We start from the raw sequence: 22,471 nt of genomic DNA on the forward strand, positions 1-22,471 counted from the left end.
CGAAAAGTGTATTCACAATACATTTGGAAATGTATACAGTTTTTACTGACGACGTGAGAACTTCACCGCCCAACAACAGCAACAAGTTGCCTGTATTCAAAGGAGTGACAACATGAAGACACGTAGCAAAGCCCTCACCCTGCGCCTGGCTCTGGCCACCACTGCCCTGGCCTCACTGCCCTTCGTCGGGGCCTCCTCTGCCATGGCAGAAGAGGAAAGCATCCCGGAAGAGTGCGCCCTGACCATTTCCAGCAACGATCAGATGCAATTCGATCAGAGCGAGCTGGCCGTGCCTGCAAGCTGCTCCACTGTCAGCCTGACCCTGGAACACAGCGGCTCAATGGACGCGACCACCATGGGACACAACTGGGTACTGGCGGCCACCGAAGACTACGAGGATGTCGCCAAGGAAGGCATGCAGGCTGGTCCCGATGCCGGCTATCTGCCTGCCGACGATGATCGCGTACTGGCGGCCACTGACGTGATCGGCGGCGGCGAGAGCACCACCATCGAGTTCTCCACCGAGGGAATGGCTGGCAAGGATCTGACCTTCTTCTGCTCCTTCCCCGGCCATTACTCACTGATGAAAGGTACCTTCCAGGTCAGCGAGTCCTGATAGGCGTACCTTCCGACCGAGTATGGGAGATCCATTATTAACCCGGCATGTTTTCATGTTGGGTTAATGGCGGCACAGGGACGTGCCGCCGTCGGACATCAGGCCGACGCGAGACCGCACCATACCAGCAGATCCGCGCATCTGTGCCAGTGGGGTGCGGACGACAATCAAATCGATCAGGATGAGCTATTTGATTGCCATGTTAATAATAGCCACTGTCGTTCGGGCCTTGAGGGCAGCTCGACTGGTGGGTCCCCATCCTGACGGCGCGATCAGCACTCCTTCCCGCAAACGGTGCCGGTGCGCGGGATGAACCCTCTGGGTTGACACAACCAGCATGGTCGCGCCGACCCAAGCCCTCAATAACGCTCGGGCCAGTATGACGACGTTAGATATGTGAATGCCTCCGGCGGACAACCGCAGGGGGCATTCTTCATGCAGGACGACAGGCCTTACAAGGTGGAGGGGAACTGCTCCAGGCCCCTGATAAAGCGCTTCTTGTAGTCCTCGAACAGCTTCGGATCCTGCTTGAAGTTGGCGACAACCGAGGCCTCGTCCACGGTGAGGATACGTGGCAGATCCTCGAGACTGGTGGCTGGATGCTTCGGTCCGAGACCAATCTGCAGATCTCCCGGTCCCTGTAGCCAACGCTGGATACCAGCAGCGGTGAACTGTGCCTTGTGGGCATCACTCAGCGCATCAATCCGCAGAGGGGCACGCGATGCCAACTCGGCAACCAGCCGCAGCGCCGGATTCAGGCCACCCGAACGTGGCTTTTCCTCATCGGTATTGGCCTGACCACTCTCGGCATCCGGGTCCAGTGAGACCATCTGTACCACGCACATGCTGCTGCCCGCCTCGTCGCTGACCAATAGCGCCAGCGCAATGGGGCGTGACTGGTCGTCAACCAGTGCCAGCAGGCGCGCAGCCTCCTGCTTGAACAGCACTCCCAGTACTCCGGCGAAGGTCACCAGGGGCGTGATACCAGCCTCGTGACCGTAGGCTTCGGCACACAGGCGCGCCAGACAGGCCTCGCGCTGCTGGAGATTGTTGATCTTGACGACCTTCATGAATAAACCTCTTCTGCTGTTTGCTGACGGCTGTGTTCCGCGGCGTCTCCACGCACCTGACACAAGTGCACGTGATACACACCCGCCGCCTGACGGACTCAGTGAATCGGGCGAGACTACCATATTCCACCAACGGGCTCTCCTCTCCCGTTCACCCCAACCCATTCCTCCTCTCCGATGCCCCTCCCCAGTTCCCCACGACCATGCCTGCTGTTCGCAACCATGAGCTGGCCACTTACAGAGGTATGCCACACCATCGTCATCAAGGCCCTCGACAATGACACTGGCGCCGCCTCCCGGACTGACCGATGATGGGCGGACGACGCAATGACATGGATGCTCTGCCAGCCGAGGAGATGCAATGGCTCTACCCTCCATGAATCGACCCCCGATGGATCTACCCCGCCTGATGGCCCATCGTGGCCTCTCCGCCCATGCCCCGGAAAATACCCTCGCGGCGATCCGTGCTGCTCATGCCGCAGGCTTCGAGTGGGTGGAGCTGGATGTCCAACTGCTGGGTGATGGCACACCGGTGATCTGGCATGACCCGGGTATGCGGCGCTGTTCGAATGGGCGCGGCAAGCTGACGAAACTACGACTCGAACAGGCCAAGGAATTTGATGTGGGCGCGTGGTTCGCCGACGGCTTTCGTGACGAGCGCATAGCGACCCTCGACGAAGCGCTGTCGCTGCTCGACGAGTTGAACATGGGACTCAATCTGGAGCTGAAGGTCGCCCGCGGACGCGACCCCGAGGCGCTGGCGGAGTCGGCGATTCCACGCCTGCTCGAAGTACTGCCCTACGAACGGCGACTGGTCTCCTCGTTCAGCCCCGCCTCCCTGGAGTATGCCCGCGGCCTCGCCGATGCCTCGCAGTTGGCCCTGGGCATCCTCTACGATTCGATTCCACGCGGCTGGGAAAAGGAAGTCAGCCAGCTTCAGGCGTTCAGCATTCATGCCGACTGGAAGCGCCTCAAGGAGAAGCGCGCCCGCCAGATCCATGAGGCTGGCGTGGCTCTGCTCTGCTATACCGCCAATGACCCGATTGCCTTCGACAAGTATTGGGAATGGGGCGTTACCACGGTCATTTCCGATGACCCAGGTCGCTTTGTGGCAGCGGGCATTTCACAGAGCTGATCAGCCTTGCGGCCTTACCAGCGCCAGCACGGCATCCATATCCAGGTGCGCCTCCACCGCGTCGGCCAGCCGGTCGAGCTGCCGTTCGCGGTGGGCATCGAGATCGACCCGACGCTGCTCACTCGGTGCCAGCCCGAGTAATGCCAGCAATGCCTCACACGCATCCGGCCCATCGAACAGGCCGTGCAGATAAGTGCCCATCACCTGTCCATCCGCGCTGATCGCGCCTTCGCTGTGTCCTTCCAGGCCCTGCCCTTCGAGACCCAATCCGTCGAGAATCAGTAACGGACGCTCCAGCGCCGGGCCACGACTGACCCCGTTGTGAATCTCGTAACCGTGAATGCTGCAGGTGCCAGTTGAGGTAGATAGTCGACCGTTCACCCGGCGCAGTTGCTTGCCCGGCACCATGGTCGTGGTCATCTCCAACAGGCCCAGCCCGGGGTTGCCCCCTGGCGTCCCCTCGATGCCGTCCGGGTCATTGATCCACTCGCCAAGCATCTGGAAGCCACCGCAGATTCCCAGCACACGTCCGCCATAGCGCAAATGGCGCTGAATACGCGACTCCCAGCCCTGAGCGCGCAACCACTGCATATCCGCCAGGGTATTCTTGCTGCCCGGCAACAGAATGACATCAGCCTCGGGCATGGGCTGATCCGGCCCCACCAGACTGACCGCTACCCGTGGATGCAGCCGCAGGGGATCGAGATCGGTATGGTTGCTGATCCGTGGCAGAACTGGCACCACCACCTTGAGCATGCCCTGCGCATCGCCATCGTGACATTGCTCCAGCGACAGGCTGTCCTCGGCATCCAGCATCAGGCCGGAAAGGTACGGCAGGACACCGAGCACCGGCTTGTTCTCTCGCTCCTCGAGCCACTCCAGGCCTGGCTCGAGGAGACTAATGTCACCGCGGAAACGATTGATCACCAGACCACGAATTCTCGACCGCTCGGATGCCGAGACCAGCGCCAGAGTGCCGCAGATCTGAGCAAAAACACCGCCGCGATCGATATCCGCCACCAGCAACACCGGGCAATCGATGGCCTCGGCGAAGCCCATGTTGGCGATGTCTCCCTCGCGCAGGTTGATCTCCGCCGGGCTCCCTGCCCCTTCGGCGATGATCACATCGTAGCGGCGTGACAGCCGCTGCCAGCAGTCCAGTACCGTTTCGCGGGCGCGGCGCTTGTAGGCGTGGTAATCAAGTGCCTGCATGCTGCCGATGGATTTTCCGGCGAGGATCACCTGGGCGCCGCGATCACTCTCCGGCTTGAGCAGCACCGGGTTCATGTCGACATGCGGGGCCACACCGGCCGCCTGGGCCTGAAGCGCCGTCGAACGCCCGACCTCACCACCTTCGGGGGTGACGGCACTGTTGAGGGCCATATTCTGCGGCTTGAACGGCGCCACCTTGATGCCACGACGATGAAGGGCACGACACAGTCCTGCCACCACCGTACTCTTTCCGGCATCCGAGGTTGTGCCCTGAACCATCAAGGTGGTCATTCTGGATATTTCCTTTACGGATGATGGAAACGCTGCATAAATGTCGCGAGCGATGAGAGCCTGGTCGCCGCCGGAGCGCAAAGACCGGAATTTACAAGGGAGTAAATGAGGATCTTGAGTACCGCCGGGGGCCAGAATGTCGAGCGCAGCAGTTTATTCAGTGTTTCCCTATAACTCCACGCCCTTCTGGGCCTTGATGCCCTGATCCTTGAAGGCATGTTTGACCACCTTCATTTCGGTCACCGTATCAGCCAGTTCGATGAGCGCCTCGGGAGCGTGACGGCCGGTCACCACCACATGCTGCATGGGCGGGCGCGCCTGCAGGTCATCCAGCACCCTATCGAGCTCCAGGTAACCACGGCGTAGGGCAATGTTCAGCTCATCAAGCACGACCAGATCCACCTCGGCATCGGCGAGTACCTCGCGCGCTCGCTGCCAGGCAACCTCGGCGGCCTGCACATCACGCTCGCGATCCTGGGTCTCCCAGCTATATCCCTCCCCCATGATATGGAAGCTGACACCAGGCTGATCGCGGAAGAACGCCGCTTCCCCGGTGGCGAAAGCGCCCTTGATGAACTGCACGATGGCCACTCGCATGCCATGACCCAGTGCTCGCCCGACCATACCGAAAGCCGACGAACTCTTGCCTTTTCCGGGGCCGGTGAGCACCAGCAGAACGCCCTGCTCACGGTCGGCACGTGCGATACGCTCGCGCATGATGCGCTGCTTGGCGGCCATGCGTTGGGCATGGCGATCGGGGTCCACGTCAGGTCGCGTCATGGGGCTTGCCTCGAGAGAATGTTGATGGAGAGGAGGAGGATAGAGAGGACGATGAGGGGGCCGTGACGCGTGGTAGAAACACCGGCACGCCGTCGATCTCGGCCGTCATCAAGGGTTGGCGATAGAGTCGCTCCAGGGTACTGGTCACCAGGATGTCATCTCGTGGCCCCCAGCAAGCTGTGCCATCGGGATACAACAGCAATAGATGATCACACCAGCGAGCGGCGAGGTTGAGATCATGCAGGCACATCACCACCGCCCGGCCGCTGCGGGCCTGGTGGTCAAGCAGCCCCATGACCTCCACCTGGTGGTGCAGGTCAAGGTGATTGGTGGGCTCATCGACCAGCCAGATATCCGGTGACTGTGTCAGCACCGTGGCGATACTGACTCGCTGACGCTCACCTCCGGACAGCGTCGCCAGCGGTCGTTCGGCCAGATGATCAATGCCCAGTTGGTCAAGCGCCTGATGCGCTCTTGCGGCGTCCTCGGCGCTTTCGTTCTGCCATGCATGCAGGAAGGGATGGCGTCCGATCAGCGCGGTCTCCAGCACTGTGGCCGGGAAATCATCATGGCGCTCCTGAAAGACCAGACCAAGATGCTGCGCTGCCTGGCGCCGTCGCCAGGCAGCCAGCGGACGTTCACCGAGCACTACCTGTCCGGCTGCCGCAGGTCGCAATCCTGCCAGGGTATGAAGCAAAGTGGTCTTGCCGGCACCGTTGGGACCGAGAACGCCCCAGCGGCTGCCCGGCTCCACCGTCAATGACAACGGTTGGCTCGGGGCACGACCGGGAATGTCGACCTGCAAGGCGTCGCAGTGGAGTCTCATGCGCTAACCCCGACTCCGGTGTAGAAGGTAAAGAAAGCTCGGCACACCAATCAGCGCCGTGATCACGCCAACCGGCAACTGTTGAGGGGCTATCAGTGAGCGTGCCAGGGTGTCGGCCAGGGTCAGCAAGGCGCCACCGGCCAGCAATGAGGCCGGCAGAATCAAGCGCTGGTCGGCACCCAACCTCAGGCGCAGCATATGTGGCACCATCAGGCCGACGAAGCCGACGCTACCGGCGGTAGTCACCGCCATGGCCGTGGCCAGACTCGCGGCCAGATACAGCGTCCACTCCAGTGGCCGTACCGCCACCCCCAGCGCGGCGGCCTGAAGCCCACCCCGCGCCAGTACATTGAGGGTTCTTCCCAGCGGCACCAATACCACCATGCTCAACAGCGCCACGCAAAGTACCGGCCAGGGCGACCCGGCATAGGCCATGTCCCCCATCAGCCAATAGAGCATACCCGGCAATTGCTCCACCGGGCTGACCGCCAGCAGGAAGGTAATGATCGCCCCCCAACCGGAAGCCATGACGATCCCCGTCAGCAGCAATCGAGCCGGTGTCCAGCTACCGCTGCCATGGGCCAGGGCGAAGACAATCAGCGTCGACACCAGAGCACCGACAAAGGCCGAGGCCGACACCAGTGCCGTCCCCACCCCGGCCAGCATCGCCAGCAATGCCGCTACCGAAGCGCCGCCGGACAGCCCCAGCACATAAGGGTCGGCCAGCGGGTTGCGCAGCAACACCTGCATGAGTGCGCCGGCCAATGCCAACAGCGCACCAGTACCAAAGGCGGCCAGTGCTCGCGGCAGGCGCAGTTCCCATACCAGGGTGTGATGCAGCGAACTGCCCTCGCCAATCAACGTGGCCAGCATCTCGCGCGGTGTCAGGCTCACACTGCCCAGCGCCAGCGATACCAGAATGGCAATAAGGCCCAGCAACGCCAGCCACAGCAATGGCCGGAAACGCGCTCCATGCCCTGCAGTGGCACGATCAGCGGCGAGCACGGGCAGTCTCCAGCTGGCGGCACAGAGCTCGCGTGCCCTCGACCAGTCGTGGGGTGGCACGCTGCACCAGATCGGGATTGATGAAGAACAGATTGTCGCGCTGCACAGCGCTCATCTGTGGATAGCGGCGCCAGGCATCGAGCCAGGTCGAATCCGCCTTGCCCATGCCGCCAGTGATGATCACCTCCGGGTCGGCCGCCAGCACCGCTTCCTCGGCCACGCGCGGAACCAGAGGCGGCTGCTCGGAGAACAGGTTGACCCCGCCACACAAGGCCAGCGAGCGGCTGATCCAGTGCTCGCCGTTGATGGTCATCAGCGGGCTTTCCCAGACTTCGTAGAACACCTCCACCGGCTCGACATCCCGATAGTGTTCGGTCAACTCGATTACGTCCTGGCGCAGCGTTTCGGCCGCCCGATGTGCCGCCTCCTCGGTCCCCGCGAGGGCCCCGAGTCGCTCGAGGGTGGTGGCAATGGTCTCGAAGGTCGAGGCATCAGCGTGGAAGACCGGGATGCCCAACTCGCCAAGACGCTCCACCTGCTCACGCGGATTCCCCCCGGCCCAGGCCACCGCCAGGTCCGGCGCCAGTGCCAGCAACGCTTCGAGGTCCAGACGGTCGTAGCTACCGATACGTGGTAGCTCCTCGGCCTCCGGCGGGTAATCACTGAAACTGACAGCGCCAACCACCCGTTCCCCCGCCCCGGCGGCAAACAACAGCTCGGTGACACTGGGAGAGAGCGCAACAATGCGCTGCGCAGGCTGTTCCAGACACAGTTGCTGTCCGGCATCATCGATCACGCAGGCCGTCGATGCCAGAGCCATGGGCGCCGCCCCACCGCTGCCCAACGCAAGCAGGACCGTCGCCAATCCCCTCAGCAACCCCGCCGACTTTCTCCCACTGGGTATCATTCGCCGAATCCGACCGTCAGCCAGGCAGTGCGGCCCGGATTGATATAGTCCCAACCCTCGAAGGAACTTGACGTCGCATACTCGCGATCAAACAGGTTCTCGACCGACAGCCGTGCCTTCCACCCCGGAGCAAAGCGCCAGCCAGCACGCAGGTCCAGAGTGCCGTAACCCGGCAGGCGCTGCTGATTGGCGGCATCGTTGTAACGATGGTTCTGAGCCACGAAGGAGGCGCCCAGATTCCAGTCACCCAGTTGACGGTCCGCATCCAGGCGCACACTCTGCTGAGCGCGGCGAGCCAACTGCTTGCCGGTGTCACGATCTTCCGGGTCGGTCCAGGTCAGTGCCGCCGTCAGATCCCACTGCGCGAGACCGACTCCCGCAGACAACTCGACACCACGGATCCGGGCACTGTTGACGTTATAGGGGGCGGAAATCCCATCACGTACCGTATTGGCAATCATGTCATCGATGTCGGTCTGGTAAAGCGCCAGATCCCAGAAGGCGTTACGGTACTGACCGCGCACACCCAGCTCGGCGCTTTCCGACTGCTCGGCATCGAGGTCTGGATTACCGTAGTTCGGATAGTAGAGCTCATTGAAGGTCGGCGCACGAAAGGCGGTGCCATAGCTGGCCCGCAGCGTGTGGTCATCGTCCAGTCGATAGCCCAGCGCAAGGTGCCCGGTAACTTCCTCGCCGAAAGCCTCATTGTCATCATGGCGCAGCCCGGCCTGAACACTGAGCGGATCGAAATCCATCAGCGCCTGAGCGAACACCGCAACGTTATCGCGACTGTCTTCGTCGAAAGAGGAAAAGAAGGCGGTGGAACCATCAACTTCATCCTCGAGATATTCGGCACCCGCGACCAGTTGATGGCGTCCGAGACGGAAGGTGTTGTCCCAGCGCACGGTATTGGTGGTGGTATCAAACACCGAGTTGCCGAACTCGGCGTAGTCGTCCAATTGGTCCTGTGCCTGGCTCAGGGTCACCCGCGAAGTCCAATCAGCAGTGACCGGCAGCTCGGCAAAGGCACCCGCCACCTGCTGGACGTAGTCGGAATCGCCGCCCTCATACTCGGTATTGCCGCTGGCACGCAGCCCGAGCACCCCGATTTCGGCGCCATTGTCGAAGCGGTGCGTGACGCGCGCCAGGCCAGTGGTGTTGTCGTAGCCCTTGTCTTCCCCGCCTTCGCGAACCGGCGCGCCATCGGTCTCGAGGCGGCTGGCACTGAACTGGTAACGGGTGCCGTTGGCACCACCGGCCAGGCTGGCAAAGCCGCGCACGCTGTCGAAGGAACCGCCCCCAAGGCTGACACCAGGCTCGGGCTTCCCCTCCTCGGCATCGCGGGTAAACAGCTGTACCACCCCGCCGACGGCATCGGCGCCATACAGGGTGCCACGTGGACCACGCACGATCTCGACACGCTCGAACATCTGCGGATCAAGGAACTGCCATCCCGGCCCGCCATTGGTTGCCGAGCGCAGACGAATACCATCGATCATCAACAGCGCGGACTCGCTGCCGGTACCACGCAGATACACACTGGCATTCTTGCCGAAGCCCCCGCTGGTGGAGACATCCACCCCCGGCTGGCCACGCAGGGTATCGGTCAGACTGATGGGGTCACGGCGGCGCAGAGCCTGCTCGTCGATAACGGTAACCGATGCCAGGGAGTCACTGGCAGTACTGGGGGCCAATGTTGCCGATACCACCATGGGATCGAGATTGATGGCAGTGTCACCATCATCGGAAGTCTGGGCGCCGGCTTCGGCGACCAGCAGCCATGGCGCGGCGAACAGCCCCAGCGAGAGGCCGGCGCGGGCCGGAGAGAAGGAGCGAATCATCAAGTATTCCCTTTACGCCATGCGCACCCGCACAACGTTAACCCTTGGAGTCGTCCAGGGGGCGGGATGGCAACGGAGGCGTCGGGTCAGGAAGCACCTTGCCGTCGGGAGCCCACCGCCCCTGGCATGGAACTTCAGGCCGGTCTCCGGGCTGACGAGTCAACACCGGTGTTCCGGGAACCACCACGCTGAAAGGCGTGGCTCGGAACATCACAGCGTTGGGTACGACCGCCTTCCCGTGACACCTCTGACTACCGGAAGCAGGATTCAGAAGTCGATCACAGTGGCATGCAAGGGTCGTACTCGACTCGATCACCGTTGCGGGGGCAGCGTCGGAATGGCACCGACTTCCCGTTTCACCCCGGCGCATCTGCGCGCGCTCAAGGGCACCTGAGAGTGTCGCGTAAACTAGCAGTGGCGATCACCGGCGTCAAACAGCAGGCTCGCCGCTCGTTCTGATACCACGCTTTCTGATGGCACTTGTTCCGCCAGCGCTTATTCCTCTACTGGAGGTCCCTTGAGCGCCATCACCAGGCCGTGGCGCACATACCACACCCGGTGCGATAGCCTCCCGGCGTCCTGGGCCAGCCAACCGGCCAGATCACGCAAACGCCGCTGTTCGGGTTCGACCGGTACGATGCCTCGGCCGACTTCCGGCACGATCAATACGACCTCAAGCCCCCCCGGCCCGGATGACTCATTCGCTGTTGAGTCAGCCCAATAGGCAAGACCTTCCTGCCAGCGCCGACGCAAGGCCTGGTTATCCTGCTCGCCGAGTTGCTCGGCCAGCCAGTCCAGCCAGCCATGAACTACCAGCGGCCTGTCGCGGCTGCGGTCTGCATCGGGCAAGGTCTGTGTCCGGGCGGGGTTCTGCGTCTGAAAAAGAGCCTCTCCGACCGCTTGCCACTGGGCATCGGGAAAACGTTGCCTTACGCAGTCCTGCTTGCCGGCACAGGTACCTCCGAGGAAGAGCTGCATTGCCATTCTCCTCTTTTCCCGTGGGATGTTTGCCCGTTGATAATTGGCCCATCGACGTTCTGCTCATTGAATATCCAGCGACGCCCCGCCGCCTGGCCGACCACGCCTTCCCAGAACGGCACACCGTCGTAGACGCGTCGTAATTCACGGATGACACCCCCATGGGTGACCACCAATACCTTGCGGTGATCCTCGGCTTTCGCTGTGGCGAAGATATCCGCCAGTGCCGCCTGCAGGCGTTGGCGAAGCTGCTCAGCGGACTCGCCACCGGGCGGTGCCAGTTCTCCGGCACTATCAATCCAGTCGCGATAGATCTCGCTATCCTTCAATTCTTCCCAACTGCGGCCCTCGAAGTCGCCGAAATCGTTCTCACGCAACCGCTGGTCCTGACGCGCTTCGGGCCAGTCGCGTCCCTCGGCGATATGCGCCAGGGTCTGGCGACAGCGACCGAGATCACTGGTGACCACGGCGTCGAAGGATTCACCGGCCAGTTCATTGCGTAGGCGATCCATGTCGGGCAGTGCATCAGGCAGCAGCAGTTCAATATCCCGCTGCCCCTGGTAGCGCTTGTCGAGATTCCATTGCGTCAGGCCATGGCGAACCACCACCAGCTCGAGACACATACCATCAGCCATAGTTCTCCTCCTTCGATCGCGGCGCCCAACATATCGCCGTTGATTCCGTTGAATAGACGCCTGGCACCGTAGGCAAAGCCGACGACGAATACGAGGCCAGCAACAACCATCAGCACGCCGACGCCTCCGCCCCCGAGACACAGCACCAACGGCAGGATTGCCGCTCGCACCAGATCGTTCCAACCCAACCCCTGCTGCCAGCCGTAGGCCAGGCCCCCGGAGCGGGCGGCAGGCACCCGTACCAGCAGCACGACGGCCATGAATCTCGCCAGCGCGGGAATCGCCAGCAGCCAGATTGGACTGGCCCCCGCCTGGAATGTCCAGACCAGTAGCGTCCACACCAGCGCCAGCTTCCAGACGAGATGGAAGACCAGCGCCAGAATGGCAAAACTCCCTACCTGGGGGTCCTTCATGATCTGCCAACGCCGATCGAGCGAGGTATTGCTGCCCAGCGCATCGGCAAGATCCATCAAGCCATCCAGATGCAGGCCACCGGAGATGGCCACCCACAGCGACACCAGCACCAACGCCAACAACGGCTCGGGGAGGGCTGACAGCAACACGGACGCTCCCCACAGCAGCAGGCCGATGATCAGCCCCACCAGTGGGTAGGCTGTGGTCGCCCAGCGGCGCGTGGCCAGATTCCAGTCACACTGCATCGGCACCGGCAGGCGGGTCAGAAACTGTAGCGCCAATCCGAGTCCTTCCAGCGCATCACGCCAGGCTGGGCGCGATGGCTGTGATCCTTCGTTCATCGGAGAACTCCTGTCCATCAGGGAAATGCTGCATAAACTACTGCGCTCAATATTCTGGCCGCCGGCGGTACTCAAGATCCTCATTTACGCTCTTGTAAACTCCGGCCTTTCCGTTCCGGCGGCGGCCAGACTCTCATCGCTCGCGACATTTCTTCAGCACTTCCTCAGGCCATTCGAGACGGTCGTTGCCACCGTGTTCGAGGTCTTCCAATCGATCCAGCAGCCCGCCACGACTTCGATAACCCGATCCGCCCGTTGGGCCAGATCACGGTGCAGTGTCTGCAGAAAGGCCAGATATTGCCGAACCAACGCATCCGTTGGCGGCAAGTCCTCGTTGATGTCATTGGATACCACCACCAGGGCGATATCACGTCGACGTGCATCGGTCACCAGTTGCTGCAGCATCGCCAGCCCCTCCTCCTCGCTCAGCGAACTGGCGAACATCAGTTGGCTGGCCCAGAGTGTCAGGCAATCAAGTAATACGGTATCCCCCGGCGCGATCTGCCGCCAGGCAGCAAGCAGGTCCACCGGCGCTTCCCATGTCACCCAGTTGTCGCCACGACGGGCGCGATGATGTGCGATGCGTTCGCACATCTCATCGTCAGGTCTTTCATCATCACCAGCACTGGCACCACCGCCGACCGCCGCGGTGGCGAGATAGCACAGACGCGAGGCTCCATCCGTCAGTTCCGAGCGTGAGGGGTCACCTTGTTGTGCCCCTGTTCCTTTAACCCCCGCTCTTTCAACCCCCGGCCTTTGTAACCACAGCCCCTCGGCCAGTTGCTCGGCGGCCTGGCTCTTGCCACTACGCACGCCGCCACTGACGAAAACGATCACGCTTTTTCTCCCCAACCGCGACCTCCCCCCTCAAAGCCTCCAGACGCCTCGGCGAGAACCCCCAGCAGGGCATCATTGGTGGCTGGAGTCGACAATGCCAGACGCACCCATCCACCTGAAAGGCCCGCAAAGGTGTGGGTGTGGCGGCCGATGAAGCCGTGCCCGGCCAGATGGCGCAGCAATGCCTCGCCACGCTCAACACTCGTCTCCCCGGGAGGTCGACAGAGCACGAAGTTGGCCTGACAGTCCGGCACCACCAGTCCTTCTTCACGCATGCGCACTGGCACCCGCTGCTGCTCGGCCGCCACCCATTGTCGGGTAGCGTCGGCAAAGCTCTGATCGTTCAACAGAGGCGGGACGATGGCCGCCGCCAGGCCATTGACGCTCCAGGCACTCTGGTGTGCCGCAAGACGGCCAATCCGCTCGGCACCCGCCAGCAGATAACCGATACGTAGCCCCGCCAGGGTATAGAACTTGGTCAGCGAGCGCAGCAACACCAGCGGATAATCCTGCGCCAACAGATCGTCGAGCGGTGTCTGGTCCACGGCAAAGTCGATAAAGGCTTCATCGATTACCACCAGGGTATCACTACACCGGGCAGCCTCGAGCAGCGTCTCGATCTCCTGACGCGAGACACAGGTCGCCGTGGGGTTGTTGGGACGACACAGGAACAGCAGGTCCACATCATCGAGCCGCTCCAGCAACGACATCAACGGTAATCTGAAGTCATCGCCCTCGAGCGAGATGCGCTGCACGGTGATATCGCTGCTCGCACAGGATCGGGCATACTCACCGAAGGTCGGCTCGACAATCAGGGCCCGCCCGCCCCGATGAGCTCGCGTCACCAGGTCAATGGCCTCGGCCCCGCCATTGGTTAGCCACACCTGCTCCTCGGACAGGCCATGCCATTCGGCCAACGCCTGGCGAGCCAGGCGACACTGGCCGTCCGGATAGCGATACAGCTCGACAAGATTGGCACTCAGCCAATCCGGCACCCAGTCGGGCGGCCCCAGAGGATTCAGGCTGGCACTGAGATCGATCCAATGTCGTGGCGGAGTTACCCCCAACCACGCCAGCGTGGCGCCGGCCTCGCCGCCATGGGCAGGCCATGAACCCTGTCGCGTCATATCGGTCCTCCCGCCATCAAGGTGCGTACCAGGATAAAGCCTCCCAGCATCACACAGACCCCCAGGGTGCCCGCATACAGGCAGGTCAAGGCTCCCTTGATATGCTGGCCACATAGTCTTTGACGCGGCTCTCCCATCAAGGCACGTTGCGAGATCTGGTCACCATATTGATTGCGCCCTCCCAGTTGTATACCCAACAGGTTGGCGGCCATGGCCTCCGGCCAACCGCTGTTGGGACTGGGATGGCCGGGCGCCTGGCGGCGTGTTGCACGCCAGGCGCCGCTGCTGTGCAGGCGTGGCACACCCCAGGATACCCACCACATGGCCAGTGCCGTCAAGCGAGCAGGCAACCAGTTGGCAGCGTCGTCCAGGCGTGCCGAAGCCCAGCCGAAGTCGGCAAAACGCTCGTTGCGATAGCCGACCATGGAATCCAGGGTATTGACTGCCTTGTAGGCCAACGCCAATGGCGCTCCCCCCAGCACCGCCCAGAACAGCGGCGCGGTAATGCCATCGACGGTATTCTCGGCCACGCTCTCGACGCAGGCGCGGGTCACCCCACGCTCATCCAGTTGAGAGGTATCACGCCCGACAATATGACTCACCGCCTCGCGGGCCGCTGCCAGGTCACCACGCGCCAGGGGCTGGTACACCGCTCGCGCCGCACCGACCAGGCCACGCACCGCCAGACAGGAAGCCAGCAACAGGATCTCGGCCAGGTTGCCCAACAGTGGATGAATGGCACTGAGTACCGCCAGCAACCCTGCCGCGATCAGCCAGGTGCCCAGTACCACCGTCACTGTCAGACCCATGCCGCGCCAGCGCTTATGCCGTGCGGTGCCGCAATTCCAGTGCCGCTCGAGCAGCCCCGTCAGGCGCCCCATCAGCACCACCGGATGAGGCAGCCAGCGCGGATCGCCGATCAGCAGATCGAGGCCCAGGGCAAGCAGGATCATTACCCCCAGTTGGGGAGACAGCACTTCGGGAGCCAGCACTTCGAGAGCGAGTACCTCGGGAGACAGTATCTCGGCAAGCGACATCATGAGGGTTCGTCAGCCACTCCGGCATCAGCGAAGGTGGCCATTTCAGCGAGTACCGCACAGGCCGAGTGCAGCAAGGGAAACGCCAGCGCCGCCCCACTGCCCTCGCCGAGACGCAGCCCCAGTGACAGCAGGGGTTCGACATCCAGCGCCGCCAGGGCATGACCATGGCCAGCTTCGTCGGAGCGATGGCCTGCAATCAGGTAATCCTTCACCGTTGGACACAGGCGTGTCGCCGCCAGGGCCGCCACGGTGGCAATGAAGCCATCCATGACCACGGGTAGCCGTGCTGCGGCGGCTGCAAGGCAGGCACCAGTCATCGCGGTGATCTCGAGACCACCGAGCTGAGCCATCACCCGGAGCGGATCAGCATCGACATCCGCCCTCGCCAGCGCTCGCTCAATGACATGGCACTTGTGTGCCAGGCGTTGATCATCAATGCCAGTGCCCCGCCCGACAACCTGCTGCGGTCTGAGCCCGGTCCATGCGGCCAGTAGTGCACTGCTGCTGCTGGTGTTGGCAATCCCCATCTCGCCGAGGATCAGGCTGCGGCAGCCACGGCGACGAGCGCGTTCGACGGCGCGCATCCCGACCGCCAGGGCGGCTTGGACCTCCTCATCGCTCATCGCATCTTCCACCGCGATGTTGCCGGTGCCGTCACGCACCCGGTCGATCACCACGCCATCGATACCTTTGCAACTTGTCGCCACCCCGACATCGACTACTTCCAGATGCGCGCCGATCTGTCTGGCCAACACATTGATCGCCGCGCCACCGGCGGCGAAATTGGCGACCATCTGCGCCGACACCTCCTGCGGGTATGCCGATACGCCTTCGGCAGCGACGCCATGATCCGCGGCAAAGACCACGACGGCTGGGGGATCCACCCGGGGCAGTGGCTGCGCGGTGATAGCCGCCAACTCTACCGCCAGTTCTTCCAGACGACCGAGGCTGCCTCGGGGTTTGGTCAGTTGATCAAGACGCGACAACGCCGCAGCACGGCTATCGGCGCAGGTCGGCTGGATGCGCTCCAGCATGGTATCGAGATGGCTCACTCAGGTATTCCAGTTCGCTGATGGGATATCCATAGGGCAGCGGTGCACCACCGCTGCCGTGTCGCGAGCTTAACAGATACGCGCCCAGCGCTGCTGCAACCAGCACAGGATAGCCGCCTGACTCATCCGCGGTCAGGCTATACCACCGTGCGAAAACGCATGATCCGACTACCATCGAGGGGGTCATCGACAAGGTCGGCATGCACCCCGAAGGTGTGGTGGAGCCGCTCAGCGGTCAGCACCTGGCCTGGCGGCCCCATATCGATCAGCCGCCCTGCCTCCATGACACCGACCCGATCACAGTCCATGGCCTGATTGAGGTCGTGGAGAGCAATGACCACGGTGATCGGCAACTGTCTGACGAGCCGAAGAATCGATAATTGATGGCGAATATCGAGGTGATTGGTGGGCTCATCGAGCAGCAGCACCTGAGGCTGCTGGGCCAGGGCACGGGCAATATGAACCCGCTGGCGTTCACCTCCCGACAAGGTGTGCCACAGACGGTCGGCCATATGTCGCATATCGACATCATCCAACGCTCGGGATACTACCGCTTCGTCCTGACTGGACCAGGGGCGCAGCGGCGAGAGGAACGGAGTGCGCCCCAGTGCCACGACCTGGCGCGCAGTGACACGATCCGTGGTATCGGCGTGCTGTTCGACCAGTGCAATGCATCTGGCAATATCGCGTTGGCGCATTGCGGACATCGCCCGACCATCGACCAGCACAGCGCCGCTGTGCGGCCTTCGCAGGCCGGCCAGCATACGCAGCAACGTCGTCTTGCCCGAGCCATTCGGACCGACCAGCCCAAAGGTCTCGCCGGGCTCCACATCAAGGCTGACATTGTCCAGCAGTCGGCGCCCCTGAGCTGTCCAGCCCAGTTGTTCAGCACTCAGCCTCATCGTGCCCTCATTCCTCGAATCATGATCAATGCAAAGGTCGGCGCGCCGATCAGCGAGGTGATCACGCCGATCGGCAGCACCTGCCCAGGCACCAGGATACGCGAGAGGATATCCGAGCCGATCAGGAACACCGCCCCGGCCAGCGCCGAGGCCGGGACCAGGCGCGTATGGCGACTACCGACGATAAACCGCATGGCGTGCGGAATCACCAATCCGACAAAGCCGATGGCGCCGACCATGGAAACCATGACCGCCGTCACCAGCGCCACGCAGGCAATCAGAATGCCGCGAACCGGACGCACCGCTATGCCCATGGAAGCAGCGCTGTCGGCACCAAAGGTAAAGACATCCAGCGCACGTCTGTGCCACAGGCAGACCAGCAGGCCAGCCAATGATACGGGTACCGCCAGCACCACATCGTCCCAGCGTACACCGGAGAGATTGCCCAGCAGCCAGAACATGATACTGCGGGCCTGCTCGGCACTGGCCGACCTGGCGATGATGAAGGCCGTCAGGGCATTGAACAATTGTGAGCCAGCGATGCCGGCCAGGATGATGGCCCCGCTCGCCTGGGCACTACGCCCGTTGCAGGAACCGCCACCCGCCGCTTGAGCCAGCAGTACTACCAGCCCAAAGGCCAGCCCGGCTCCGGCAAAGGCCCCCGCCGACAGGCTGAAGGCACCAGCACCGATTCCCGCCACGGTAACTCCCACCGCCCCGGTCGAAGCCCCGGCAGAAATCCCCATCAGATAAGGGTCTGCCAGCGGATTGCGCAACAATGCCTGGAGTACGACACCAGCCAACGCCAGCCCGGCACCGCAGCTGGCAGCAACAATGGCGCGGCTCAGTCGGTAGTTCCAGATGATGCCGGCATCGATTCGATCAACCGCATAGTCGGCCCCCAGCAGCTGGTTCGCCAGCACCTTGAGCACCGTATCCATCGATATCGATGTTTCACCGATTGCGGTGCCGGCAATCAGCGCCGCAAACAGAACCGGTGGCGTCAGCCATAGCCAACGCCATCGCAGCGACCTTGTCCGTTGTAGAGTAAGAGCCGTCTCCATCATGGCTCGAAGGACATGGTGGACAAGGCATCGGCCAGCGTCTCGAGGCCGAAGATCGTGCGCATGGTGGCACTCATGGCGTGGGCATCCATTTCCACGATACGTCCATGCTTCACCGCTGACATCTCGCGGGCGACAGGATCGTTGTGCAGAAACTCCAGCTTGCCTGCGACATCATCGGCCGGGTAACGGCGACGCTCCATCCGCGCGATCACGATCACGTCCGGATCGGCCCGGGCGATGGTCTCCCATCCAACGGTCGGCCACTCCTCGTCGGACTCGATCACATTACGGATACCCAGCTTGTCCATCATGTAGCCGGGAGCACCGAGACGCCCGGCGACATAGGGGGCGGTTGTCGCATCCGGCGAGGAAAACCAGAACACCGCCGACAGATCCTCCGGGAGATCAAGGCTCGCAGCCCTGGCAATGGCATGGCTCTCACGTGCCTCGAGATCCGAGATCAGCGCCTCTCCCGCGTCCTGTGCATCCATGATGGTCGCCAGCTCGGAGATCCCCTTGTAGATCGACTGCGTGGTGAAGGCGGCCGTGCGAGTCCCATCACCGCCGGTGGCGTTGTCCTTGGTGTCGCAGTCCGCAGGCATGATATAGGTGGCAATCCCCAGATCATGGAACTGATCCCGGGAGGCAACACTGCCCGTGGGACCGACGTGCCATTCATACTGCACCGCGACGAGGTCAGGCTTGCGATTCACCACCGCTTCGAAGCTGGGATCATTGTCGGCAATACGCTCGATGCCGGCATTGACCTCGCGGTATCGGGGCAACACTGGATTGAACCAGACCGAGGTACCCACCACCTTATCGGCCTGCCCCAGTGCATAGAGGATCTCGGTGGCGGACTGGCCGACCGTCACCACACGCTCGGGCGGTGATTGAAGGCGGACCTCTTCCCCGCAGTTACCCAGCGTCAGCGGGTAATCGGTATCGGCTGCCATGACACAGGTCGAGGATAGAAACGATAGCAACATCAGGGCGTGAGGAACTGATTTCATTCATCTTATTCCAGGTGGCGAACTCTGAGTGGGTGACTCTGAGTGGATGACTCTGGGTGGCCGATTCAGAGTGGCCGATTCAAAGTGGCCGATTCAAAGTGACTGGGGAAAGCGCTGCATGCATATCGCGAACGCAGCAGCCCATTCAGTGTTTCCTGAGTAGGCCTCGCTTGACGACCAGGGCGCGACGGCCGGAGGGCGATTTTCTTCATACCCGGAGCATCAATTCAAGGAAACGTTAATATAAACCCCGAATAGTTATAATATAACATAACAATAATTGCACAAGATTGGCAACGAGCGATTGTTGCAGTGATACACAATTACTGTATATTTATACATAACACTCGGTACTGGAGAGCACACCCATGGGCTCAGACTTCTCCCCCGGGGCACGCAAGGGACGAGGTGCCACCCTGACACCCGCCAATCGCTACGCACCAACCCACAGCGAGGCGGTGGATGATGGTTGGTGGCAGGAAATCGATGAGACGCGGATCGCTACCGTCGTCGCTGAAGAAAAGGCGCGCAGCGCGCTATCCTGGAACCACTCCCCGGATCTCCCCTTCGACCGCTCCCTCAACCCCTATCGAGGCTGTGAGCACGGCTGCATCTATTGCTACGCCCGACCCAGCCACGCTTACTGGGACATGTCTCCAGGACTGGATTTCGAAACTCGGCTGATCGCCCGTACCGGCCTGACGGAGCGGCTGCGTGATGAACTCTGCAAACCAGGCTATGAGTGCCGCCCGATCAACCTATCCGGCAATACCGATTGTTATCAGCCCATCGAGGCCGAACTGGGTACGACACGTGAGCTGTTGGAACTGTTGCTTGAGTGCCGCCACCCGGTGATGATCGTCACCAAGGGCAGTCTGATACTGCGCGACCTGGACCTGCTCAGCGAGCTGGCCAGGTATCGTCTGGTCAAGGTATTCATCAGCCTGACCAGCCTGGATCGTCAATTGAAGCGCCACCTCGAGCCCCGAGCGGCCAGCCCCGAGGCGCGCCTCAGGGTGATCTCTACCCTACACGAAGCTGGCATACCTGTAGGCACTCTGATCTCGCCGGTGATTCCCGGACTGACCGATCATGAGCTGGAACGATTGCTGGCTGCGGCCCATGACTCAGGGGCTCAAGGTGCCAATTGGATGCTACTGCGCCTGCCGCTGGAAGTCGCACCACTGTTCGAAGACTGGCTGGCCACTCACTACCCGGAACGTGCCTCACGGGTAATGAGCCTGATCCGCCAATGCCGTGGTGGAGCCGACTACGACAGTCGTTTCGGCCACCGCATGCGCGGTCAGGGAGTGTTTGCCGACCTCCTCGCCCAGCGCTTCAACAAGGCCTGCCGTCGACTCGGTCTGGCTGGCCGTACACCACGCACCTTCAACGCCAGCCTCGATACCACCGCCTTTCGCCCTCCGCATGTGCAGGGCAGCCTGTTCTGACACTTGCCGACCAACGAGCCGGATAGACCTTCGGCCAGGAGCCCCCGATTCAGACAGTTATTTTCCCGTCGTCCGTCTAGACTGATGCTCATCGGTGGCAAAAATGAGCATAAGGTTATAACCATAACAACCTTACAACAGACCAGATGGAGGTGGAGTGGTATATGAAAAAGCGACAGCAACAGGGCATTCATGCGCTTTACAACAAGGACCCTATCGCTGCAGACCGCCTGCTGTGGGGGCGTGAGGCCGACCCACTGACACGCCGCGGGTTTCTCAAACGTTCCAGCCTGATGACCATGGCCGCGGTGCTGGGCTCGGGCATCCCCTTTGCTCATTTCATGCCACAGGGCTTGATTCCTGCGGCTCTAGCACAGAGTGACGAGCCATTCAGCATCGAGGGCAAGGAGGGTCTGGTGGTACTCAATGACCGTCCGCTCAATGCCGAGACACCAGCACATCTACTGGATGACGACATCACACCGGCACGCCACATGTTCATACGCAACAACGGCGTCCCCCCGGAGCAGGAGTCCATCGACCCGGAGACGTGGACACTGGAGATATCCGGCGAGGCCTGCCTGACACCGACTACCTTCACCATCGCCGAACTCAAGGAACGCTTCGAGACACACAGCTACCAGTTGATGATCGAGTGCGGCGGTAACGGCCGTAGCGAGTTTGCGCCCGGCGCCAGCGGAAACCAATGGACGACAGGAGCCGTTGCCTGTCCACGCTTTACCGGAGTTCGACTGCGCGACGTACTCGAAGCCTGTGGCGTTGCCGAGGACGCTGTCTATATTGGCTATTACGGTGCCGATACCAATATCAGCGTCGGCTCGGACAAGCCCCCTATCTCCCGTGGCGTGCCGATGAGCAAGGCATTGGAGGATGAATCACTGATTGCCTGGGCGATGAACGATGAGGACATTCCCTGGTACAACGGCTATCCGCTGCGCCTGGCCATTGGTGGCTGGCCAGCATCAGTCGCCGGCAAATGGCTGAACCGGATCGTGATACGCAATCAGAAACACGATGGCCCCAAGATGGCACCACCGTCCTACAGCGTGCCAAAGCATTCGGTAGCGCCTGGCACGGAAGTCGCGGAGGAGGATTTCGAGACCATTGAGTCAATGCCGATCAAGTCGCTGATCACCTTTCCGCGCTCAGGGGTCCAACATCCCCTGGATCAGCCCCTGGAAGTACGCGGCCACGCCTGGGCCGGCGACCTTGCCGTCAACGATGTGCAGGTGTCCATCGACTTCGGAGCCACCTGGCAATCCGCTTCACTGAGCGATGCCCCCAATCGACTGGCCTGGCAACGCTTCATATCGGAAGTCACCTTCCCCGAGCCTGGCTACTACGAGGTCTGGGCACGCGCCGTCGACAGCGACGGTCGCTCCCAGCCCATGGTCGTCCCGGGCTGGAACCCCAAGGGTTATCTCAACAATGCCTGCCATCGCATTGCGGTTCAGGTCGCCTGAGGAGGTGAGTCATGGCGACATTTCGCTACGCAATCGCCCTGCTGAGTCTGACAGTCAGTCTCTCCGCTGCGGCGCAGGCAGACAGTGACCAGCAACTGGACGTTGATCCGGACAGTGGTCTGGTGATGGCCGAAGGATGGGAGACGGTAAAGGCCAACTGCTCGGTATGTCACTCCATCAGTCTCGCCACTCAGAACCGTGGCAATCGCAAGTACTGGGCCGATACCATCCAGTGGATGCAGGAAACACAGGGGCTCTGGCCGTTCGCCCCTGAGATGGAAGCCACTATTCTCGACTACCTGGCAGAGCATTACGGTCCCAGAGAGAACACCCGGCGCAGTAACCTGCCTCCTCACCTGATGCCGCAGGCACCATCCACCGAGAGCGATGCTGGATAATCCCCTGAGCTGCCCCGCCCCTCCCTGAATGCGGGGCAGTTACCCGGAT

Annotated in this window: 23 protein-coding genes and 1 riboswitch; of the genes, 6 read left to right on the forward strand and 17 right to left on the reverse strand. The window is 62.0% G+C overall.

Annotated elements, in window-relative coordinates:
- Window positions 1–112 precede the first annotated feature (112 nt).
- Together azu and BUE38_RS22735 are read left to right on the forward strand one after the other, a co-directional pair.
- Entirely contained in the window at window positions 113–616 is a 504-nt protein-coding gene (gene azu / locus BUE38_RS18660) for an azurin (protein ID WP_073436752.1), read from the forward strand.
- Between the two features lie 66 nt (window positions 617–682).
- A complete protein-coding gene (locus BUE38_RS22735) occupies window positions 683–880 on the forward strand; it encodes a hypothetical protein (RefSeq protein WP_143166392.1) in 198 nt (65 codons plus the stop codon).
- A 188-nt stretch (window positions 881–1,068) separates the two neighbouring features.
- Here BUE38_RS22735 and BUE38_RS18665 read toward each other — a convergent pair whose 3' ends face one another.
- Window positions 1,069–1,686, reverse strand: a complete 618-nt coding sequence (locus tag BUE38_RS18665; protein WP_073436753.1) for a hypothetical protein — start codon at window positions 1,684–1,686, stop codon at window positions 1,069–1,071.
- Between the two features lie 361 nt (window positions 1,687–2,047).
- Here BUE38_RS18665 and BUE38_RS18670 point away from each other — a divergent pair, with 361 nt between their 5' ends.
- Window positions 2,048–2,821 carry a glycerophosphodiester phosphodiesterase family protein gene (locus BUE38_RS18670; protein WP_234987095.1) on the forward strand — a complete coding sequence of 258 codons (774 nt, stop codon included), beginning with the start codon at window positions 2,048–2,050 and terminating at the stop codon, window positions 2,819–2,821.
- Here the strand turns inward: BUE38_RS18670 and BUE38_RS18675 are convergent, their stop codons facing one another.
- The 16 genes from BUE38_RS18675 to BUE38_RS18750 form a co-directional block, all read right to left on the reverse strand.
- Window positions 2,822–4,324 (reverse strand): cobyric acid synthase, encoded by a 1,503-nt coding sequence (locus BUE38_RS18675; RefSeq protein ID WP_073436754.1) that lies wholly within the window; start codon window positions 4,322–4,324, stop codon window positions 2,822–2,824.
- 168 nt (window positions 4,325–4,492) lie between these two features.
- The gene (cobO, locus tag BUE38_RS18680; RefSeq protein ID WP_073436755.1) at window positions 4,493–5,104 is read right to left on the reverse strand and encodes a cob(I)yrinic acid a,c-diamide adenosyltransferase; all 612 of its coding nucleotides are present in this window, start codon (window positions 5,102–5,104) and stop codon (window positions 4,493–4,495) included.
- A complete protein-coding gene (locus BUE38_RS18685; RefSeq protein ID WP_084542038.1) occupies window positions 5,091–5,930 on the reverse strand; it encodes an ABC transporter ATP-binding protein in 840 nt (279 codons plus the stop codon). Before BUE38_RS18685 ends, cobO begins: the two co-directional genes overlap by 14 nt.
- Before the next feature lie 3 nt (window positions 5,931–5,933).
- Window positions 5,934–6,935 carry a FecCD family ABC transporter permease gene (locus BUE38_RS18690; protein ID WP_073436756.1) on the reverse strand — a complete coding sequence of 334 codons (1,002 nt, stop codon included), beginning with the start codon at window positions 6,933–6,935 and terminating at the stop codon, window positions 5,934–5,936.
- The gene (locus BUE38_RS18695; RefSeq protein WP_234987096.1) at window positions 6,922–7,842 is read right to left on the reverse strand and encodes a cobalamin-binding protein; all 921 of its coding nucleotides are present in this window, start codon (window positions 7,840–7,842) and stop codon (window positions 6,922–6,924) included. The genes BUE38_RS18690 and BUE38_RS18695 overlap by 14 nt, the downstream gene beginning before the upstream one ends.
- Window positions 7,839–9,683 (reverse strand): TonB-dependent receptor domain-containing protein, encoded by a 1,845-nt coding sequence (locus BUE38_RS18700; protein ID WP_073436758.1) that lies wholly within the window; start codon window positions 9,681–9,683, stop codon window positions 7,839–7,841. The genes BUE38_RS18695 and BUE38_RS18700 overlap by 4 nt, the downstream gene beginning before the upstream one ends.
- A gap of 120 nt (window positions 9,684–9,803) precedes the next feature.
- Window positions 9,804–10,092, reverse strand: a riboswitch (cobalamin riboswitch).
- A gap of 86 nt (window positions 10,093–10,178) precedes the next feature.
- On the reverse strand, window positions 10,179–10,661 hold the full coding sequence (locus BUE38_RS18705; protein WP_073436759.1) for a bifunctional adenosylcobinamide kinase/adenosylcobinamide-phosphate guanylyltransferase: 483 nt from the start codon (window positions 10,659–10,661) through the stop codon (window positions 10,179–10,181).
- The gene (locus tag BUE38_RS18710; RefSeq protein ID WP_073436760.1) at window positions 10,613–11,296 is read right to left on the reverse strand and encodes a histidine phosphatase family protein; all 684 of its coding nucleotides are present in this window, start codon (window positions 11,294–11,296) and stop codon (window positions 10,613–10,615) included. The genes BUE38_RS18705 and BUE38_RS18710 overlap by 49 nt, the downstream gene beginning before the upstream one ends.
- A complete protein-coding gene (locus tag BUE38_RS18715) occupies window positions 11,248–12,051 on the reverse strand; it encodes an adenosylcobinamide-GDP ribazoletransferase (protein ID WP_073436761.1) in 804 nt (267 codons plus the stop codon). Before BUE38_RS18715 ends, BUE38_RS18710 begins: the two co-directional genes overlap by 49 nt.
- A 153-nt stretch (window positions 12,052–12,204) precedes the next feature.
- Window positions 12,205–12,888, reverse strand: a complete 684-nt coding sequence (locus tag BUE38_RS18720) for a bifunctional adenosylcobinamide kinase/adenosylcobinamide-phosphate guanylyltransferase (protein WP_073436762.1) — start codon at window positions 12,886–12,888, stop codon at window positions 12,205–12,207.
- A complete protein-coding gene (locus BUE38_RS18725; protein ID WP_073436763.1) occupies window positions 12,885–14,015 on the reverse strand; it encodes a pyridoxal phosphate-dependent aminotransferase in 1,131 nt (376 codons plus the stop codon). Before BUE38_RS18725 ends, BUE38_RS18720 begins: the two co-directional genes overlap by 4 nt.
- Window positions 14,012–15,055 carry an adenosylcobinamide-phosphate synthase CbiB gene (cbiB, locus tag BUE38_RS18730; protein ID WP_234987097.1) on the reverse strand — a complete coding sequence of 348 codons (1,044 nt, stop codon included), beginning with the start codon at window positions 15,053–15,055 and terminating at the stop codon, window positions 14,012–14,014. Before cbiB ends, BUE38_RS18725 begins: the two co-directional genes overlap by 4 nt.
- Window positions 15,052–16,089: a nicotinate-nucleotide--dimethylbenzimidazole phosphoribosyltransferase gene (gene cobT, locus BUE38_RS18735; protein WP_073436823.1), complete on the reverse strand. Its 1,038-nt coding sequence runs from the start codon at window positions 16,087–16,089 to the stop codon at window positions 15,052–15,054. Before cobT ends, cbiB begins: the two co-directional genes overlap by 4 nt.
- Before the next feature lie 155 nt (window positions 16,090–16,244).
- Window positions 16,245–17,009, reverse strand: coding sequence for an ABC transporter ATP-binding protein (locus BUE38_RS18740; protein WP_073436764.1), 765 nt, complete (start codon window positions 17,007–17,009; stop codon window positions 16,245–16,247).
- Entirely contained in the window at window positions 17,006–18,073 is a 1,068-nt protein-coding gene (locus tag BUE38_RS18745) for a FecCD family ABC transporter permease (protein ID WP_073436824.1), read from the reverse strand. The genes BUE38_RS18740 and BUE38_RS18745 overlap by 4 nt, the downstream gene beginning before the upstream one ends.
- Window positions 18,073–19,089, reverse strand: a complete 1,017-nt coding sequence (locus tag BUE38_RS18750) for an ABC transporter substrate-binding protein (RefSeq protein ID WP_073436765.1) — start codon at window positions 19,087–19,089, stop codon at window positions 18,073–18,075. Before BUE38_RS18750 ends, BUE38_RS18745 begins: the two co-directional genes overlap by 1 nt.
- A 368-nt stretch (window positions 19,090–19,457) precedes the next feature.
- Between BUE38_RS18750 and BUE38_RS18755 the strand changes: the two genes are divergently transcribed.
- The 3 genes from BUE38_RS18755 (at window position 19,458) to BUE38_RS18765 (ending at window position 22,422) form a co-directional block, all read left to right on the forward strand.
- Window positions 19,458–20,540, forward strand: a complete 1,083-nt coding sequence (locus tag BUE38_RS18755; RefSeq protein ID WP_073436766.1) for a PA0069 family radical SAM protein — start codon at window positions 19,458–19,460, stop codon at window positions 20,538–20,540.
- 164 nt (window positions 20,541–20,704) lie between these two features.
- The gene (locus BUE38_RS18760) at window positions 20,705–22,024 is read left to right on the forward strand and encodes a sulfite oxidase (RefSeq protein ID WP_073436767.1); all 1,320 of its coding nucleotides are present in this window, start codon (window positions 20,705–20,707) and stop codon (window positions 22,022–22,024) included.
- Between the two features lie 11 nt (window positions 22,025–22,035).
- Complete coding sequence (locus BUE38_RS18765; RefSeq protein ID WP_073436768.1) at window positions 22,036–22,422, forward strand: hypothetical protein; 387 nt, start codon at window positions 22,036–22,038, stop codon at window positions 22,420–22,422.
- The last annotated feature ends 49 nt before the right edge of the window (window positions 22,423–22,471 follow it).

This window comes from Halomonas cupida (assembly GCF_900142755.1).
GTDB lineage: Bacteria > Pseudomonadota > Gammaproteobacteria > Pseudomonadales > Halomonadaceae > Halomonas > Halomonas cupida.

Bases quoted from the DNA above. Each gene is read 5' to 3' on its own strand.
- BUE38_RS18745 (WP_073436824.1), bottom strand. From the start codon at position 18,073: ATGGAGACGGCTCTTACTCTACAACGGACAAGGTCGCTGCGATGGCGT.
- cobO (WP_073436755.1), bottom strand. From the start codon at position 5,104: ATGACGCGACCTGACGTGGACCCCGATCGCCATGCCCAACGCATGGCC.
- BUE38_RS18685 (WP_084542038.1), bottom strand. From the start codon at position 5,930: ATGAGACTCCACTGCGACGCCTTGCAGGTCGACATTCCCGGTCGTGCC.
- BUE38_RS18715 (WP_073436761.1), bottom strand. From the start codon at position 12,051: ATGAACGAAGGATCACAGCCATCGCGCCCAGCCTGGCGTGATGCGCTG.
- BUE38_RS18700 (WP_073436758.1), bottom strand. From the start codon at position 9,683: ATGATTCGCTCCTTCTCTCCGGCCCGCGCCGGCCTCTCGCTGGGGCTG.
- cbiB (WP_234987097.1), bottom strand. From the start codon at position 15,055: ATGATGTCGCTTGCCGAGATACTGTCTCCCGAGGTACTCGCTCTCGAA.
- BUE38_RS18670 (WP_234987095.1), top strand. From the start codon at position 2,048: ATGGCTCTACCCTCCATGAATCGACCCCCGATGGATCTACCCCGCCTG.
- BUE38_RS18740 (WP_073436764.1), bottom strand. From the start codon at position 17,009: ATGAGGCTGAGTGCTGAACAACTGGGCTGGACAGCTCAGGGGCGCCGA.
- BUE38_RS18705 (WP_073436759.1), bottom strand. From the start codon at position 10,661: ATGCAGCTCTTCCTCGGAGGTACCTGTGCCGGCAAGCAGGACTGCGTA.
- BUE38_RS18675 (WP_073436754.1), bottom strand. From the start codon at position 4,324: ATGACCACCTTGATGGTTCAGGGCACAACCTCGGATGCCGGAAAGAGT.
- BUE38_RS18695 (WP_234987096.1), bottom strand. From the start codon at position 7,842: ATGATACCCAGTGGGAGAAAGTCGGCGGGGTTGCTGAGGGGATTGGCG.
- azu (WP_073436752.1), top strand. From the start codon at position 113: ATGAAGACACGTAGCAAAGCCCTCACCCTGCGCCTGGCTCTGGCCACC.
- cobT (WP_073436823.1), bottom strand. From the start codon at position 16,089: ATGCTGGAGCGCATCCAGCCGACCTGCGCCGATAGCCGTGCTGCGGCG.
- BUE38_RS18725 (WP_073436763.1), bottom strand. From the start codon at position 14,015: ATGACGCGACAGGGTTCATGGCCTGCCCATGGCGGCGAGGCCGGCGCC.
- BUE38_RS18710 (WP_073436760.1), bottom strand. From the start codon at position 11,296: ATGGCTGATGGTATGTGTCTCGAGCTGGTGGTGGTTCGCCATGGCCTG.
- BUE38_RS18750 (WP_073436765.1), bottom strand. From the start codon at position 19,089: ATGAAATCAGTTCCTCACGCCCTGATGTTGCTATCGTTTCTATCCTCG.
- BUE38_RS18765 (WP_073436768.1), top strand. From the start codon at position 22,036: ATGGCGACATTTCGCTACGCAATCGCCCTGCTGAGTCTGACAGTCAGT.
- BUE38_RS22735 (WP_143166392.1), top strand. From the start codon at position 683: ATGGCGGCACAGGGACGTGCCGCCGTCGGACATCAGGCCGACGCGAGA.
- BUE38_RS18760 (WP_073436767.1), top strand. From the start codon at position 20,705: ATGAAAAAGCGACAGCAACAGGGCATTCATGCGCTTTACAACAAGGAC.
- BUE38_RS18665 (WP_073436753.1), bottom strand. From the start codon at position 1,686: ATGAAGGTCGTCAAGATCAACAATCTCCAGCAGCGCGAGGCCTGTCTG.
- BUE38_RS18755 (WP_073436766.1), top strand. From the start codon at position 19,458: ATGGGCTCAGACTTCTCCCCCGGGGCACGCAAGGGACGAGGTGCCACC.